A 17227-nucleotide genomic window follows, 5' to 3' on the forward strand; every position below is an offset into this window, starting at 1 on the left:
ACCGATTACACTTGTTTGTGTTGTTATATAAAGTGATAATTTTTAATGTGATATCAATCACAATATTAGTATTTAGTTTTTGAATAGTCGTTTTTATTGGTTATATTGAAACCACCTATTAAAAGGTATTGGATTGTTACCGACTTATAGCGGGCAAAACCTAAAGAATAGTTATAACTATTCTTTAGGTTTTTTTTTGTCTCAAATTTAAAAAATATTTATCTATTTTTTAAATAATGAATAGGGGGAAAAATGAAAATTTCAAAAAAAATAGTATGTAAAATCAAGCCAAAACGAATTGTTTTAATAACGATGCTGGGCTTGTGTTATTTACCAAATGCTATGGCTGCAACTCAAGATGAGTTAGAAGCAAGAATTGCGTTATTAGAGCAAAAATTATTAGCACTTAGTCAAGAGTCTAATGATTTGAAAAAGCAAGTAATAGAGTCTAATAAACAGCTTGCTCAATTAAATAATCATCTTCAAAAACAACAAATGGTTATCAATAATCAGAAAAAATCGCTTAAAAATAGTCAAAAAGCAATAATTATAAAACAACAGGCGCCTGTTAGTCCTGTACAAGTAAGTAATAATCAAATTGTACTTGTTAACACACCAAAAGCTGAAACCATACAAAGTGAAAATTATCCAGAAAAAACCTCATTTACTTTAGCTGAATTTAAAGATTATATTAAAGATGAAATAGGATTTTCTTATAATGGCTACTTTCGTGGTGGTTGGTCAACCTCAAGTAATGGTAAACCTAAAAATTATGCAGAAGGTGCATTAGGTCGATTTGGTAATGAATATGGTGGTTGGTATGATCTTATCTTTAAGCAAAAAGTCTATGATCAAGATGGCAGACGCGTTGATGCAATTGTTATGATTGATGGAAACGTTGCAACAAATAAAGCTGCGGGTTTATTTAATACTCAAGATGATAATCTGATGCAATTTTCAGATATCTATTTAGAAACAAAAGGATTTGTGCCACGTTTTCCTGATGCGAAATTATGGGTTGGTAAACACTCTTTACCTTATAATGAAATACAAATGCTTGATTGGAAAACGCAAAAAACGCCAGCAGGCGGGGGGATAGGTATTGAAAATCTTAAATTTGGAATGGGTACACTTGATTTAGCTTTAGTTAGAGCAGATGTAAATGTAAAAAATAAAAAAGAAGCCGCTAAAGATGATGGTAATGGAAATAAAATTACCCAGTATAAAAAAGAAGAAGTTGATTTAAACGAACTAGAAATCCGCTATCGTGATATTCCATTATGGAAAGATGCAACGCTTGGTGTGAATGCGCGTTATTCAGCACCCAATAAATCTAAAATCCAAGATAATGTATCTGTTAAAAATGCTTGGCTTGGCAGCTTTGTTTTGCGTCAAAATGAATTTTTTGGTGGATTTAATCAGTTTACATTACAGACAGCAACCAATTCCGTTGCTTCACAGTTAGCTAACATTAATACTAATAATCCAGAGTTTGCTAGCAATTCGGATAACGACTATATTGGTACGCATACTGGCGGTAAAGCTTATCGCTTCGTATCAGAAGGTGAAGCCTATTTAAGCGATGATATTATTGTTGCTCATGCTTTGGCGTTAACTTCAGGTAATGATGTTTACTCTTATGATCTTAATCTTCCTCATACTGATTTTACCAGCTTTAAATCAGCAATAAGACCCGCTTATATATGGGACACTTACAACCAAAGTGGTATTGAACTAGGTTACTTTAGGCAAAAGAATAAAGTCAAAAGTAAAACTTATATTGAAGAAGGATATAAAACTACACTTTATCATTCATTCAAAGTTGGAAAAAGTATTTTATCTTCACGACCTGATATCCGTTTTTATGTTTCTTATATAGAAGCGTTGCAAAATGATATTAGTCAATTTGATTTTAATGGTAAAGATCATCAAATTAGTTTTGGTGTACAAACAGAAGTTTGGTTTTAATGACAATTTCACATAATAGGAGATAATATTAAACTCATCATCTGAACTATTATTAAGTCAAAGTTACTTATATAGTTCAGATGAAAAGTGAATAGCTTGCTGATGTTTATATACTGGATGTGTAAATTTCATTAAATATTAACTATTTTATACAATTTACTGAATAACGTTTGGTAAGTGTTGGTATAAAAATATTAATTAAATTTGATGGTGGCGCTTCACCTTTAGCCAGCTTTAATGCTAATTCAGCGGCTTGTTCTGCCATTGTTTGTAATGGGTAACGAATAGTGGTTAATTTAGGATGTAAATAACGTGATAAAACAAGATCATCAAATCCAATAATCGAAATATTATTTGGAATCTTAATATCATTCTCATAAAGTACCGACATTGCACCAGCTGCCATTGAGTCGTTGTAACAAGCGATTGCGGTGATATGACAGTTTCTTTCAAGCAACGACATCATTGCTTGTTCTCCACCTATTTCATTGGGTAAGCCGATAGCAATCAAGTTCTCATTAACCTCGATTCCATGTTCTAATAAAGCATCTTTATAACCTTGTAAACGATCAAATGAGTCAGAAATGTTATGATTTGAACATAAATAACCAATTTTGGTATGCCCATGTTGAATTAAATGTTTGACGGCAAGATAAGAACCGTAACGGTCATCAAGCGCAATACAGCGCTTTTCAAATCCCTTTAATATACGGTTAATCAGAACCATTCCAGGCACTTGTTGCATCAATTTCTTAAGTGCATTATCGGGGATCATTTTGGCGTGCACAACTAACGACGAACAGCGATGCTCAATTAATTGGGTAATGGCATTATATTCTTGTTGCTCATTATGATAACCATTGCCAATCAACAAAAAATGCCCAGTTCGTGAAGCAACTTTTTCAACGGTGCTAACCATTGCACCAAAAAACGGATCTGAAACATCGGCTACAATAATACCAATGGTATTCGAATTTTGTTGTGACAAAGCTCGCGCATTAGCATCTGGATAGTAATTTAACTTTTCCATGGCATTTTTTACGATATTTCGCGTATTATCTCGTACGTTATTTGCGTTATTAATCACGCGGGATACGGTTGCAACAGAAACTTTTGCTAAACGTGCAACATCTTTTATTGTCGCCATAAAAAACCTTTTAATTAATTACTACTAATAAAATATTTATAATTTTTATGTTCAATGTTTGTCAATATAGAGTTTTGTTGATTATAAACAATATAGAAAAATATAGGTGAATAAATCGTCAACTCACAATCTTTTTGCTGGCATCTATAAGATTATTGATTTTCAACACTCTTAGTATATGACTTAAATAGTTATAATAAGGTAAAAAAAAATGTTTGCCAATAATATCATTGACATATTAGCAATTCGAATCTTTTTAGTAGTAATCTAATAATAAACTGGGGGAATTAGCAAAATTGCTAATTCCCCCAGTTTATTATTAAAAAATTGAGTTATGGGCGTTAATAATATTATTTAGCGGTTACTTTTATTAACATTGCTGTTGCAGGATCAAGCACTGGCAAAGGTAAGCCTACATTCATTAACCAATCACCAGACAGTGTTGTTTCAGTCATCATCCATTGTGGTAATGCCTTCATAACATGACCGTTTATTTTAGGATCGATATTATCGGGCATATCTAGCACTTCAATTTGGTATTGCTTATCAGCTAACAAGCCTGATAATCGCAAATTACCACTTAAAGCATAAGTTGGTAATGTTAGTTGAGCAATAATAAATGCAGCTTCTTTTTGGTCTTGACTGACCACACCATAACTTTGCATCGCTGGAGTATCATCGACATCTAAACGCACAAAGCTACCACTATGTAATAAAGGGCGCAATTGTTTATGTAAACTAATATAATGCGCAAACCCTTTTTGTTCTTGCTCAGACTCTTTTACTGGATCGAGTTCAACACCCATATGACCAAATAAGGCTGTTAGACCACGCAAATTCATATGTAGTTCGCGGAATGTGGTATGACATAATGCACCACCAATATGTGCACCCATTACTTCAGGAGGGAAGAAATAGCTCATGCCTCGTTGAATAATTTGTCTATCTAATGCATCATTAGAGTCTGAAGTCCAAAAACGTTGTGTACGTTTTAAAATCTCATAATCAATGCGTCCACCTCCAGATGAGCAAGATTCAATTTCAATATTCGGGAATTTTTCTTGCAAAATATCAAGTAATCGGTAAAGCGCTTTAGTTTGACCTACAATTGCTGGCTTACTCTCATGACCTGGTTGCACAATTTCTCGATTCATATCCCATTTTATATAATCAACATCATAACTACTAAGTAACCATGTTAGTCTTTCAAGCAAATATTCAAAAACATCAGGATTTTGTAAATCCAGCAAATACTGATGGCGACCTTCTGGTTGATGGTAACCTGATAGCTCAAGTAACCAATCTGGATGAGCACGATAAAGATCTGAATTTTTATTAATCATCTCTGGTTCAACCCAAATACCAAATTCCATACCAAGGTCTTTAACGTGTTTAATTACTGGTTCTAATCCATTTGGATATTTTCTCTTATCAAGATACCAATCTCCTAACCCTTGATAATCATCATCACGTTTCCCAAACCAGCCATCATCAATAATAAAACGTTCAACACCAATTTGGGCCGCTTTAGTGGCCATTTTCATAATGTAATCAGGGTTGTGATCAAAAAAGATGCCTTCCCATGTATTAAGATGGACTGGTCTAGATTTGTTATGACAAAACTTAATAATATTATTACGCAAGTATTGATGAAAATGCTGACTCATTTTATTTAAGCCTTCATCGCTATAAGTTGCATATAACCAAGGTGTGCTTAACGACTCACCTTTAGCCAGAGATATTTCACCTGCAAGATAAAGGGCTTCGGCTTGAATAAAACGCTTACCGTTACTTTTAACGGCAACTTGAATTCGGTGGTTGCCACTCCAACCCAAATGGATTCCCCAGACTTCTCCTGTTTGTTCTTTAAAGCCTTCCGTACCAATCATCATACCAGGGAAATACTCATGTGATGTTCGACCTCGGCGATTTTCTTGTAAATAACCGCAGTGTGTTATTTTTGTTCGATGAGGGAAGAACTCTTTAATCCAACGGCCACTAAATGCCATTAGTTCTTGTGCACGTTCAGGAATGGGTAACGTAACTGAAAGTCGGTTAACTTGATATGGTTCGTCCCCCAAATTGGTTAAAGTATTTTGGCATTGAAGCACGCCGCTGTTATCTAAAATGAAATGGTTGGTTAAACGGAGTTTAGCAATGCTATCTTCACTAATAATGGTAATGTCATTATCGGTTTGATTAACTTCTTTGGTTGCAAAAACGGGAGACCAATCTTTACCATTTCGATGACCTTCAAGTCCTGGTGTACTAAAATTACCTAATCCTTCTTCTGGACAAAGAGTAAATGGTACATGGACATCTATACGAGAATTAGGTACAGCTGGGATTAGCAAGTCAACAACCTCAGATTGCAAATTTTGTAATCGTTTACCAAAATAACATAATTCAGGATAAGGTGTTGTGCGAAACAAGATATCGATATAGCTATTTTTTAGACGATAGTTCATAATGGCTCCAAATTTATAATTTAATTACTCCTATAAAATAAGGGCTATTTGTCTCAAACAGTATCTTAAATTTTATATTTTGTGATTAAGATCTCATAAAATGTAAACGATTTTATTTTTGGTGATGACTACCTTAGTCTTAAACTTTAAAACCATTTATCATAAAATGAATATGCGAATTGCCATTTTTTTATGTTATTATGTGATTATTTAAGGGTAATTATTGGTAATATAATGAAAAAACAAAATATTATTGGGCTACTTTCGCTTTTTGCCATTTCGTTTGATGGTTATACTATAGACAAATATGTGAATGATAATGTTGATATCTATTTGCGACGTGGCCCGGGCTCGCAATATGCGTATTCTAACTCTGTTAAAGCCGGTGAAAAAGTTGTTGAACTTGAAAAAAGTGCGGATGGTAAATATACCCGCATTCAACTTAATAATGGCAATGCTGCTTGGATTGAAACGAGTAAACTAAATGAGCAGCCTAGCTATAAAGAACGCTTTCCTGCGTTAGAAGCAAAACTGACAGAATACCAAGATAAAATTGATAATGCCGAAGCTAATCAACAAAAATTAGTGAGTGATTATATCCAAAAATTGCAATCGGCTGAAAAATCCATTGAAACACTACAAAATAGAAACCAAGCTTTAGAACAACAAGTTAAAGAGCAAGGCGCACAAATTGAATCAATGCTAAATCAAGTGGATGATAAACGTCGTGATCTTATTGTAACTTGGTTTACTTATGGCGGTCTTGTTGCCGGCGGTGGTCTTATTTTAGGGCTTATATTGCCAAGAATTATACCTAGCCGACGCAAAAAAGATCGTTGGATGTGATTGTGGGTAAAATCTATCTTGTGGGTGGAAGTGTACGCGATAGATTGTTACATTTGCCTGTTTCCGACCATGATTGGGTTGTTGTTGGCGCTACGCCAGATGAGCTTTTGGCTTTAGGGTATCAACAGGTCGGTAAAGATTTCCCGGTATTTTTGCATCCCGACACAAAAGAAGAATACGCATTGGCTCGCACTGAGCGCAAATCAGGTAAAGGTTATACTGGATTTATTTGCGATTTTGGTAAAGAAATCACATTAGAACAAGATCTGATTCGCCGTGATTTAACCATTAACGCCATTGCCATGGATGAAAATGGTAATATTGTCGATCCTTATAATGGTGTTGATGATATCAATCATAAAATCTTGCGCCATGTCTCGCCAGCCTTTCGAGAAGATCCACTACGTATATTGCGTGTGGCACGTTTTGCTGCGCGTTTTTACCAATTGGGTTTTACAGTCGCGCCACAAACGCTAGCATTAATGAAACAAATGGTATCAGCTGGTGAGGTTAGTTATCTAACACCAGAGCGAGTATGGAAGGAAACAGAAAAGGCATTGTCCACTTCAAATCCTCAAATCTATTTTCAAGTACTGGCACAATGTGGAGCACTTACATTACTGTTTCCATCATTAAATTTATCAACCAATATTATTGATGCACTAAAAAAATCTACCTTGTTAACTAACGATTTAACTATCCGTTTCGCTGTCTTGTGTGCACTGTTAGTTAACAAATCAACGGTCGAAGCGTTATGTAGAAAAATTAAAGTACCCAACAACTATACGAAAGTTGCCATCATGGTTCAGCAATATCGTAACGATCTTGAGCGAGTGCAGATACTATCTGCTGAGCAAATTGTTTCTTTACTAAATGGTATAGATGTATGGCGCAATCCTTTGCACCTTGAACAATTAATTATTGCAAGCGAAGCTTTTGTCAAAACAACAGCATTTGCACAAGCAAATTACTTAAAAGAAGCCTATAAAATTGCCAATAATGTCAATGTACAACACATTATTGCGGAAGGCTATACGGGAAAACAAATCCATGTTGAGTTACAAAAAAGGAGAATTGAAGCGTTATTAAACTGGATTTGATTGCATCTTAATCAATCATCACTTTTTTTCAAAATATCTTAAAAAAAGGGTTGACGATTTGGCGTAACACAAGCATAATGCGCCTCGCAGTGTTGCTTACGACGTTGCGAATGAAATGGCTACGTAGCTCAGCTGGTTAGAGCACATCACTCATAATGATGGGGTCACAGGTTCGAATCCCGTCGTAGCCACCATTAAGATTAGGTAGTACTTTTACCGAAAGTGTTCAGTGCGGGTGTGGCGAAATTGGTAGACGCACCAGATTTAGGTTCTGGCGCCGCAAGGCGTGTGAGTTCAAGTCTCTCCACCCGCACCATTTAATCTTAAACTCTATCCTTTATTGGGGTATAGCCAAGCGGTAAGGCAGCGGGTTTTGATCCCGCCACGCCCAGGTTCGAATCCTGGTACCCCAGCCATTCCAATATGCATAATTTTGGTATTTCATTCTTTGATTTGTATCAATTTTTGGTGTATTAATTATTCACTATTTGCATGTGAGCATAATGGAATTGGTAGACGCACTAGATTCAGGGTCTAGCTTAGAAATGTGTGCGAGTTCAAATCTCACAGCTCGTATCAAAGGTGATTTTCACTTTCTATAGTGGGGTATAGCCAAGCGGTAAGGCAGCGGGTTTTGATCCCGCCACGCCCAGGTTCGAATCCTGGTACCCCAGCCATCCAAAAACACATTAAATAATGTAATAAAATCAATAATATTTTTAGCTAAATATTTTTCGACGGATAAAAACACGGTCTTGAATTAAAACTAAAATATCAATTAGTCTTTACCGAGGAAAGTATGGGATATGGCTAGCTTACTGTTGTAGTATAACTGCTTGATTTTAATTAAAAATGGTAAAATAAAAACCTAAAAAAATCAATATACTACCTGAAGCGATTTTAATCAGAACCCACGGAGCAAACGAGTTGCCCACATGGGATTTATTTTAGTAATGTACAAGCTTATTTATATAAGTTCACAAAAACAGTTTGTGCTGTGCTTGCTGAGTTGGATGATACTTCTTTTACATAATAAAAATGTGCGCCATTAGCAATGGCATGTTTTTGTGCAGCCGCACTAATGTCGGCAGTATTGTTAAATACACCATGGAAGCTAATCATGTTATATGGGGTCATGTGTTTAAACGCTTCACTACTGATTTCGTAAGCATCTTGACCTTCTATAGCGGTTGTGACGATATAATTCCTAACTGGGGCATCTTGTTTGTATAAAGAAACTTCGATATCTTCTGCTTGGTTATTAATATTAGCAGGCGATATTGAATCGATATAAAACGCGTAGGCATTTTTTTCAGCAGCTAATTTACTCGCTGCTTCGGTAATTTCAGAAGTGTTATTGTAATTACCTTTAAATTTAACAATTTCAAATGGTAAATAGTAAAGGGCTTTTGAACGTTCATAAGAAACCACCCCATTATATGTAGTTTCATCTTTCTGTACGGCTATTGGTGCGTTAGATTGATAAATATTGGCATAAACGATAGCGCGATCTGATGAAGTCCCATTAGCAGGGCTTTCCATTGCTGTAATATGATAATATTTAGCACCTTCTTTGTCGGCAGCACGCGAAATATCATCAGCAGCATTATCGGCTTGTAAATAGCTCCCAGTCACCGAGATTTCTTTCAGTGGTACTAAAAGACTGCTTTCTTTAGCTGTTAACGGCTGAGCAGCATAAATATTAGCAACAGGTAAAGATAATAATACAGCTAAAGCAATAGATGTTTTGGTAAAACGTTTCATGATTGAGTCCTTCACTTTTTGATTATTAAAATAGAAAATCACTGTTTAACGCTTATTTAATTCGCAGATTAATGGTATTGCTTCGAGATTATTCGAACTTGTGGAGCTCCAGAATGCCTTATCCTTGTCTACTTGTTAAAAGCGTCAAGACATCATATAGTTGTTTTGGCAGGAATGAATTGTAAAACAACTAACTACCTTTATAAGACGTTCTGTAATAATCCTCAAGAGCTTTTAATCAAATAGCAGATTGTCTAGCACAAATTGCTTAAAATGAAGTAAATTGTTAAAAAAGGTGTTAATTTCGTACTAATTAAACCTGTTATCACTTTGTTTAAATTATTTTGTCGATATAATTATTCGCCAATTGTTTCGATAAAACGTTTAAGGATTTGTGCGGTTAATCCCCAAATAACCCAATTATGATATTGATAAAAATAAACGGGATGTTCGGATCTTTTTTGCCAATTTGGTGAACGGTTAGCTATGATATCAAACGGGAAATCATCGGCAGGCTTATGCCCAACAAACATTGTTGCGCACTGTGGTGGATTATGCATAAACCACTCGATAGGCACGGTAAAAATTTGTTCAACTTCGTCATGGTTTAGTTGTAAATTATCCAGTGAATTGATTTTGCCGACAAATGGATAAATAATCATGCCTAATGTGGCAATGAATTTGGGTAATTGTCCTAAAATCGTTATTTGATTAAGGTCTATACCTAATTCTTCAACAGTTTCACGTTTGGCGGTGTATTTTGGGCTGATGTCAGTTAATTCAACTCGCCCTCCAGGCAAACAGATATCTCCCGGTTGCCATTTTAGTTTTTTCGATCTCACTTGGAATAAAAGATGCAATTGTTGATCAATATCCACGATAGGCAATAACACCGCCGCTTTATTATCAACAAATTTAGTGCTTTCTTGTTTTTTAATCTGTTTAGTTATGTTTTCAATTGTGATCATAATTATTCATTTTATTTGGAGTTTAAAATTTTGTTCTATTTACCTTACACTAATAACATGCTAGATTTACCAAATGCGTTAGTTTAATACGCGTGTTTTACCTAATTGAAGCTATGCAATATTATATCAATAACATAAAAAAAGAACTTAAAGATCTTGCCAATTTGAAACGTGAGCGAGCGCTTATTGGTATGTCTGCTGAATTTCAACAGGTATTTTCATTACTTCCTGCTCTTTTTCATTATCATTCTCCTGAATTGCCAGGATATATGGAAGATAATATACCTTCAGGTATTGCTTATTATCAATTGCCTGATGATGTAAATAAACTGCTTAAAAGCAAATTCAATTTTTTAGCAACTAAAAACGAAACCACAGCTCTTGCTTCCCCTGCAATATCAGCTTTATATTCAATGGGCAGTACTTGTTCTATTGGGCAATCGGTTCAATCTGATCTTGATATTTGGATATGCATTGAAAACAGTTTAACCGCTCAACAAAAAGAAGCCTTACAAAAAAAATGTCGTTTAATCGAAAACTGGGCTGACAATTTACAAGTCAAATTAACGTTATTTGTGGTCGATGCCGATCGTTTTATTAATAAACATCATGAATGTCTAATGGGCGAAAATTGCGGATCTGCGCAGCATATTTTGTTGCTTGAAGAGTTTTACCGTTCAGCCAATTTATTAGCAGGCAAATTTTTATTGTGGTTTGCGGTACCTTATAATTTTACCGTGAATAACATCACTTATCCAACTTATGAAAAGTGCGTTAATGCAATGGTTGATCTTAAGTTAATTGAACGAGATCAATGGATTGATTTTGGTCCGCTAAGCAGTTTATCGGCTGAAGAATATTTCGGTGCAAGTTTATGGCAACTTTATAAAAGTATTGATTCACCATTTAAAGCGGTACTTAAAACTCTGTTATTAGAAGCGTATTCGTGGATTTACCCACAAAATAAGCCAGTTGCTTATCAAATGAGAGAACTGATTCAAAATGGTAAAGTACATAAAGGAATGTATCTAGATTCATACTACATGCTGTTAGACAGAATTAGTAACTACCTCATTGAAATTAATGATTTTCAGCGACTTGAGTTAATCCGTAACTGCTTTTATTTAAAAGTGAATGAAAAACTGTCCATTCCAATGCAGTCACCGTCATGGCGTCGCACTATTTTGAGTGATTTAGTGAAAGAGTGGGGATGGAATGAGCAACAAATTGCCAAATTAGATGCTTGTCAAACTTGGAAAATAGGACAAGTACGAGAAATACACGAGATTTTATTGCATACCATGATGACAGGTTATCGAAATTTACTCAATTTTGGTCGTCGTAATAATTTAGATTCATTGATTAGTCCTCAAGATCTGGCGATCTTAACGCGCAAGCTCTATGCCGCTTTTGAAGTATTACCAGGCAAGATCACAACGTTAAAGCTTAATATATCTGATAATTTGCAAGAAGATGCATTAACATTTATTCATGTGGCTGAAGATCGCATCAATCGATCGGGATGGTATGTCTATAATCAAAGACCCATGATGCAAACAATTATTGGCCATCAATATCTAGAATACAGCAAATACTTAGTAAAATTGGTAGGGTGGTGTTATTTTAACGGGTTAATTGCGAATTCTACCGTATTTTATTATCACGACGGCGAAAATCGCAATAACGCAAAAATTAACCAATTGATCGAAGATCTCAAAAATTACTTTCCTATTGATGTGCCAGCAGCAACCGAAGAACAGTTATATGGTCCATGCGAAATCCGTCACTTAGCCATTATTTTAAATATAGAAGACGATCCGACTGCTAACATTGAATTAGACGATGAAGTGACCAATAGTGTGCTCAATTATGGCAAACATGAGCGAAGTTTGGTGGGGTCAATTGATCTTATGTATCGCAATTCATGGAATGAAATTCGCGTACTCCATTTTAGTGGTGCACTCTCTGTACTTGAGGCAATTAAGGCGTTATTAAATCGCATGCACAAAGATGCAGACTTGCCCAATTCAATCGAAATTTTTTGTTATAGTGAATATTTAAGCGCTGAGATAAAACAGCAAATGAAAAAGCTCATGGATGAATGTATTGATCTACGTTTAACTACGACTCAAAACAACTCAACGCAAGTCAAACCATTAAGAATAGGGGGCTTTTCGTGGTATCTATTTTTTGAGCGATTAGGCGTTTCATGTCATCAATTTGAAAATGCGATTGATTTTTATGGGGCGGTATCTAATAACAAAGTACAAGGTAGACCACTTAATATTTTAGACGAAACCAATGAATTACCGACAGAAATCGACAGCGTTGCTTATGCAGGGATCATTCAATTCTTTTTTGAAGATACTGATTCAGGTTTTGATCTTTATATCTTAAATGAACACAACCAAGTCGAAATTTATCGTAATTGCAATGGATCAAAAGACAACATGGTTAAAGATATCAACGAATTTTATGTCCTATCTGATGATCGTTTTACGTTTACGACTAGTAGCTCAGTGAATTTTAATCTACCTCAGTTTTATCAAATTACTTATAATGGCTGTAACGAACGCGAGATCATTCCACTGAATTAAAAGATCAAAAACGATCTTATTTGAAAATAATCATGTCAAAAAGTTTCAGGAAAGTATGTGTTTTAGTATAAAAAGAGTAAAAATTTACAATTAATAAGTAAAATAATTAAATTTCTATTAAAATAATGGGAACTTTTTTTGAATTTAAGAATCTAACTGTATGTCAGCACAATTTTTAGGGCCGATTGACAGTTATTAACATAAGGAAAGGCCTTTAATGGGGGAGCAAATAACAGACCAAGTATTAGTTGATCGCGTTCTTAACGGAGATAAAAACGCATTTAATTTACTTGTGGTTCGTTATCAAAATAAATTAGCTCATTTAGTTTCTCGTTATGTACTAGCATCTGAAGTTCCTGATGTGGTACAAGAGACTTTTATTAAGGCCTATCGGTCGTTAAGCCTTTTTAAAGGTGAAAGTGTTTTTTACACATGGTTGTATCGAATTGCGGTAAATACGGCAAAAAATTACTTGACCTCTCAAGGACGAAGGCCGCCATTATCAGATATTGATGCTAGCGAAGCCGAAAGTTACGAAGGAGCGGATTCATTAAGGAATCTTGATAATCCCGAAAATTTAGCACTTTCAGATGAAGTAAAAAAAACCGTATTTGCAGCGATCGAAGCACTACCTGATGATTTAAAAACCGCAATTACCTTGCGCGAAATCGATGGTTTAAGTTACGAAGAAATTGCTGAAATTATGGATGTCCCCGTTGGAACAGTACGCTCACGTATTTTTAGAGCACGTGATGCGATAGATGAAAAAATTAAACCATTACTCAGTTAATGGCTACAAAATCATTGATAAACAGTAGTCATAAATTTAAGGTATTTACTATGCAAATAGAACGCAAAGAGCAGCTTTCATTACTTATGGATGGTGAGTTTACAAACGATCACATTGTTGATGAAATGTCACATGATGAAAGTTTGCAATCATACTGGCATCGTTACCATATTGTAAGAGACACTATGCGCGGTCAGTTGCATAGTAGTTCATTAACTTTAGATATCTCTAATCAAATTGCACAAGCTATCGCAACCGAAGATTTATACAATCAACTTGCTGATCAACCAAATATTAACACAGCCACACTGCCAAAGGCTGAAAATCTAATTTGGATTCACGTTAAAGACTTTTTTGCCAAAGCAAGCCAAGTTGGACTTGCTGCGTGCGTAACCCTTGGTATTATTGCTGGTGTGCAATATCATCAAGGTCAAACAGATAATACCAGTATAAGCCCTACACTAAATACCGTACCTGTTGGTGTGAATGTGGCACCTGTGGGGGGGATTCATCAACAAAACGACCAGCAATTACTTGAAAAACGGCAATATGACAAAATCAGATTGCTGGTGCAAGATTATGAATTGCAAAAAAGATTAAATGCTCGCTAATTCGAAATGAAATTACCCAATAATTTCGTTGAACATTTTATAAAACAGAGTAGAAATATTATATTCACTCTGTTTTTTGCGTTTTTTTCAGTATCCATTTATGCTAACGATACTGAGGATGCCTTAGCATTATTAAACAAAATGAATCATGCAGTACAAACACAAGATTATCGAATTTATTTCTTGTCGCAAGATAAAAATCAGGATGCAATCACATTCGAATATTACCATTTAGGTGCTACTACAAAGGAAAATATTAACGCCTATTTGCGCTATCTTGAAGGTTCTGATAAAGAGATCATTTTGCATAATGGCGCAACCAGTTACTTTCAATCTGACAGTCCTGCATTTTCTATTACTAGTTCGCGCATTGTCGAGGCTTTTCCTGATGTTATCTATAATAATTTTAATGAACTTAAAAACATTTATGACGTTATTGCATTAGGCAAAGCAAGAACCGCTAATCGCAGCGCGCAATTGGTCAAAATCATCGCTAAAGAACAGGATCGTTATAGCTACGTGATTTGGATTGATGATGACACCTATTTACCGCTCAGGGTCGACTTATTAGATCAAAATAGTGACATTATTAACCAGACAAAAGTGCTCAACCTTGATAAAAATTTTGACAAAAAAGGTCTGATGAACAACATCAATAGCCGAACGTACCCGATTTTATTATCGATCGAAAAACAAAATAATGCCCTCGACCAATGGCGACTAGCTTGGCTACCTAAAGGATTTAAAGAAATAGCCGCCTATAATTTAAATTTTTATAGTTCTGACATTGCGACTAAACTGTTTTCAGATGGTGTATTTTCGTTTACAGTTAACATATCATCTGAACAAGCTAAGCAATCTCACCAAATTATTCAACAAGGTGGGCAGACTATTTATTCAACTAACTTAGGTCACAAAAATATTATCGTCATTGGTAATTTACCGCGTACCACGGTTGAACGTATTGCACAAAATATCATCCAGAAATAAGCGCAAACTTCTCGATATCGCTATGCTTAGTTGCGATAAATGTGTAAAATGTTCCTCTTTCTGACTATATAATTATTTGCAATGCTGGTAATAACCAAAAGGCGTTTTAGGTAGTTGATTAGATAGTTAACCGTTAATAACCGAAATACTAATTATAATTTATTAATATGAATAAAAATATCCGCAATTTTTCAATTATTGCCCATATTGACCATGGTAAATCAACGCTTTCAGACCGCATAATTCAGATTTGTGGTGGACTGTCAGATCGCGAAATGGAAGCCCAAGTGCTCGACTCAATGGATCTTGAGCGTGAGCGAGGGATCACCATTAAAGCACAAAGTGTCACGCTTGATTATCATGCTAAAAATGGCGAAACCTATCAGCTCAATTTTATCGACACACCAGGTCATGTTGATTTTTCGTACGAAGTATCGCGCTCACTTGCTGCTTGTGAAGGGGCATTATTAGTTGTGGATGCAGGGCAAGGCGTTGAAGCGCAAACACTAGCAAACTGCTATACTGCGTTAGATATGGATCTTGAAGTTGTCCCTGTTCTTAACAAAATTGATTTACCGGCTGCTGAACCAGAGCGCGTTGCAGCTGAAATCGAAGACATTGTTGGCATTGATGCAAGCAATGCTGTTCGCTGTTCGGCTAAAACTGGCGTTGGTGTTATTGATGTACTTGAACAATTAGTTAGCGACATTCCGCCACCAGAAGGGGACTCAACAGCACCATTACAAGCACTGATTATTGATTCGTGGTTTGATAATTACTTGGGTGTAGTTTCATTAATTCGCATAAAAAATGGCGAATTAAACAAAGGTGATAAGATCAAAGTCATGAGCACAGGTATGACTTATAATGTTGATCGACTTGGTATATTCACCCCTAAACAAGTTGACAAACAATGCTTGCATTGCGGCGAAGTGGGTTGGGTTGTTTGTGCTATCAAAGATATATTAGGCGCCCCAGTAGGTGATACCTTAACTTTAGCAAAAGCACCTGCGCAAACTCCATTACCGGGTTTTAAAAAGGTTAAACCGCAGGTTTATGCTGGGTTATTCCCAACTAGTTCTGACGATTATGAAGCTTTTCGTGATGCGCTTGGCAAATTAAGCCTAAACGATGCATCGCTATTTTACGAACCGGAAAATTCTGGCGCTTTAGGTTTTGGATTCCGCTGTGGTTTTCTTGGCTTACTGCATATGGAGATCATCCAAGAACGTTTAGAGCGTGAATACAACCTTGATCTTATTACTACTGCGCCAACAGTTGTTTATGAAGTGCTAACCACATCGAACGAAACAATTTATGTTGATAGCCCCGCAAAATTACCTGCGGTAAATAACATTCAGGAGTTACGCGAACCGATTGCCGAATGTAACATATTAGTTCCGCAAACTTATTTAGGTAACGTCATCACACTATGCGTTGAAAAACGCGGCGTGCAAACCAACATGGTTTATCATGGTAATCAAGTTGCCTTAACGTACGAAATTCCAATGACTGAAGTTGTATTAGACTTTTTTGATAAACTCAAATCGACTTCGCGTGGGTATGCCTCATTAGATTATAGTTTTAAACGATTCCAAGCGGCCGATATGGTAAGATTGGATGTATTAATTAACGGTGAGCGAGTGGATGCATTAGCCCTAATCACCCATAAAGATAATGCACCATATCGTGGACGAGAATTAGTCGAAAAAATGAAAGATCTTATTCCTCGTCAACTATTTGATATTGCCATTCAAGCGGCTATCGGCAATCATGTTATTGCACGATCAACAGTTAAACAGCTACGTAAAAACGTGTTAGCCAAATGTTATGGTGGCGACGTAAGTCGTAAAAAGAAACTTTTACAGAAGCAAAAAGAAGGTAAAAAACGCATGAAACAAGTGGGTAATGTTGAATTACCACAAGAAGCGTTTTTAGCGATTTTGCATGTAGGAAAAGATTAACTAATTAAAACAAA

At 35.6% G+C, this 17227-nt stretch carries 12 protein-coding genes and 4 tRNA genes; 12 read left to right on the forward strand and 4 right to left on the reverse strand.

All coding sequences use genetic code 11. The features are described from left to right. Positions 1–252 precede the first annotated feature (252 nt). Positions 253–1968, forward strand: a complete 1716-nt coding sequence (locus GQ593_RS00595; RefSeq protein ID WP_160430148.1) for a carbohydrate porin — start codon at positions 253–255, stop codon at positions 1966–1968. Positions 1969–2110: 142 nt separating this feature from the next. Here the strand turns inward: GQ593_RS00595 and GQ593_RS00600 are convergent, their stop codons facing one another. Further along, positions 2111–3115, reverse strand: a complete 1005-nt coding sequence (locus GQ593_RS00600; RefSeq protein ID WP_160430149.1) for a substrate-binding domain-containing protein — start codon at positions 3113–3115, stop codon at positions 2111–2113. Between the two features lie 350 nt (positions 3116–3465). Further along, positions 3466–5583, reverse strand: a complete 2118-nt coding sequence (locus tag GQ593_RS00605; RefSeq protein WP_160430150.1) for an alpha-galactosidase — start codon at positions 5581–5583, stop codon at positions 3466–3468. Positions 5584–5817: 234 nt separating this feature from the next. Between GQ593_RS00605 and GQ593_RS00610 the strand changes: the two genes are divergently transcribed. The 6 genes from GQ593_RS00610 to GQ593_RS00635 all read left to right on the forward strand — a co-directional run bounded on the left by GQ593_RS00610 (position 5818) and on the right by GQ593_RS00635 (position 8206). Then, a complete protein-coding gene (locus GQ593_RS00610; RefSeq protein WP_160430151.1) occupies positions 5818–6429 on the forward strand; it encodes a TIGR04211 family SH3 domain-containing protein in 612 nt (203 codons plus the stop codon). After that, on the forward strand, positions 6429–7529 hold the full coding sequence (locus GQ593_RS00615) for a multifunctional CCA tRNA nucleotidyl transferase/2'3'-cyclic phosphodiesterase/2'nucleotidase/phosphatase (protein ID WP_160430216.1): 1101 nt from the start codon (positions 6429–6431) through the stop codon (positions 7527–7529). Before GQ593_RS00610 ends, GQ593_RS00615 begins: the two co-directional genes overlap by 1 nt. Before the next feature lie 117 nt (positions 7530–7646). After that, positions 7647–7723 (forward strand) — tRNA-Met (locus GQ593_RS00620). Positions 7724–7760: 37 nt separating this feature from the next. Further along, a tRNA-Leu gene (locus GQ593_RS00625) sits at positions 7761–7845 on the forward strand. A gap of 25 nt (positions 7846–7870) precedes the next feature. Beyond that, a tRNA-Gln gene (locus tag GQ593_RS00630) sits at positions 7871–7945 on the forward strand. A 186-nt stretch (positions 7946–8131) separates the two neighbouring features. After that, positions 8132–8206, forward strand: a tRNA-Gln gene (locus tag GQ593_RS00635). 286 nt (positions 8207–8492) lie between these two features. Here the strand turns inward: GQ593_RS00635 and GQ593_RS00640 are convergent. Both GQ593_RS00640 and GQ593_RS00645 read right to left on the reverse strand, forming a co-directional pair. Further along, entirely contained in the window at positions 8493–9293 is an 801-nt protein-coding gene (locus tag GQ593_RS00640; RefSeq protein WP_160430152.1) for a YdgH/BhsA/McbA-like domain containing protein, read from the reverse strand. Positions 9294–9649: 356 nt separating this feature from the next. Further along, positions 9650–10261, reverse strand: a complete 612-nt coding sequence (locus tag GQ593_RS00645) for an NUDIX hydrolase (RefSeq protein WP_160430153.1) — start codon at positions 10259–10261, stop codon at positions 9650–9652. A 113-nt stretch (positions 10262–10374) separates the two neighbouring features. Here GQ593_RS00645 and GQ593_RS00650 point away from each other — a divergent pair, with 113 nt between their 5' ends. From GQ593_RS00650 to lepA, 5 genes are all read left to right on the forward strand, one after another. After that, positions 10375–12858, forward strand: coding sequence for a class I adenylate cyclase (locus tag GQ593_RS00650; RefSeq protein WP_160430154.1), 2484 nt, complete (start codon positions 10375–10377; stop codon positions 12856–12858). Between the two features lie 217 nt (positions 12859–13075). After that, positions 13076–13648 carry an RNA polymerase sigma factor RpoE gene (gene rpoE / locus GQ593_RS00655; RefSeq protein ID WP_160430155.1) on the forward strand — a complete coding sequence of 191 codons (573 nt, stop codon included), beginning with the start codon at positions 13076–13078 and terminating at the stop codon, positions 13646–13648. Between the two features lie 50 nt (positions 13649–13698). Further along, positions 13699–14259 carry an RseA family anti-sigma factor gene (locus tag GQ593_RS00660; protein ID WP_160430156.1) on the forward strand — a complete coding sequence of 187 codons (561 nt, stop codon included), beginning with the start codon at positions 13699–13701 and terminating at the stop codon, positions 14257–14259. A gap of 6 nt (positions 14260–14265) precedes the next feature. Beyond that, a complete protein-coding gene (locus tag GQ593_RS00665) occupies positions 14266–15249 on the forward strand; it encodes a MucB/RseB C-terminal domain-containing protein (RefSeq protein ID WP_272914579.1) in 984 nt (327 codons plus the stop codon). Between the two features lie 167 nt (positions 15250–15416). Then, positions 15417–17213: a translation elongation factor 4 gene (gene lepA, locus GQ593_RS00670; RefSeq protein WP_085247418.1), complete on the forward strand. Its 1797-nt coding sequence runs from the start codon at positions 15417–15419 to the stop codon at positions 17211–17213. Positions 17214–17227 lie beyond the last annotated feature (14 nt).

The sequence above is a fragment of the Gilliamella sp. Pas-s25 genome, assembly GCF_009795885.1.
In the GTDB taxonomy this organism is placed as follows: Bacteria; Pseudomonadota; Gammaproteobacteria; order Enterobacterales; family Orbaceae; genus Gilliamella.

Bases quoted from the DNA above. Each gene is read 5' to 3' on its own strand.
- GQ593_RS00660 (WP_160430156.1), top strand. From the start codon at position 13,699: ATGCAAATAGAACGCAAAGAGCAGCTTTCATTACTTATGGATGGTGAG.
- GQ593_RS00665 (WP_272914579.1), top strand. From the start codon at position 14,266: ATGAAATTACCCAATAATTTCGTTGAACATTTTATAAAACAGAGTAGA.
- GQ593_RS00645 (WP_160430153.1), bottom strand. From the start codon at position 10,261: ATGATCACAATTGAAAACATAACTAAACAGATTAAAAAACAAGAAAGC.
- GQ593_RS00650 (WP_160430154.1), top strand. From the start codon at position 10,375: ATGCAATATTATATCAATAACATAAAAAAAGAACTTAAAGATCTTGCC.
- GQ593_RS00610 (WP_160430151.1), top strand. From the start codon at position 5,818: ATGAAAAAACAAAATATTATTGGGCTACTTTCGCTTTTTGCCATTTCG.
- GQ593_RS00640 (WP_160430152.1), bottom strand. From the start codon at position 9,293: ATGAAACGTTTTACCAAAACATCTATTGCTTTAGCTGTATTATTATCT.
- rpoE (WP_160430155.1), top strand. From the start codon at position 13,076: ATGGGGGAGCAAATAACAGACCAAGTATTAGTTGATCGCGTTCTTAAC.
- GQ593_RS00605 (WP_160430150.1), bottom strand. From the start codon at position 5,583: ATGAACTATCGTCTAAAAAATAGCTATATCGATATCTTGTTTCGCACA.
- GQ593_RS00600 (WP_160430149.1), bottom strand. From the start codon at position 3,115: ATGGCGACAATAAAAGATGTTGCACGTTTAGCAAAAGTTTCTGTTGCA.
- lepA (WP_085247418.1), top strand. From the start codon at position 15,417: ATGAATAAAAATATCCGCAATTTTTCAATTATTGCCCATATTGACCAT.
- GQ593_RS00595 (WP_160430148.1), top strand. From the start codon at position 253: ATGAAAATTTCAAAAAAAATAGTATGTAAAATCAAGCCAAAACGAATT.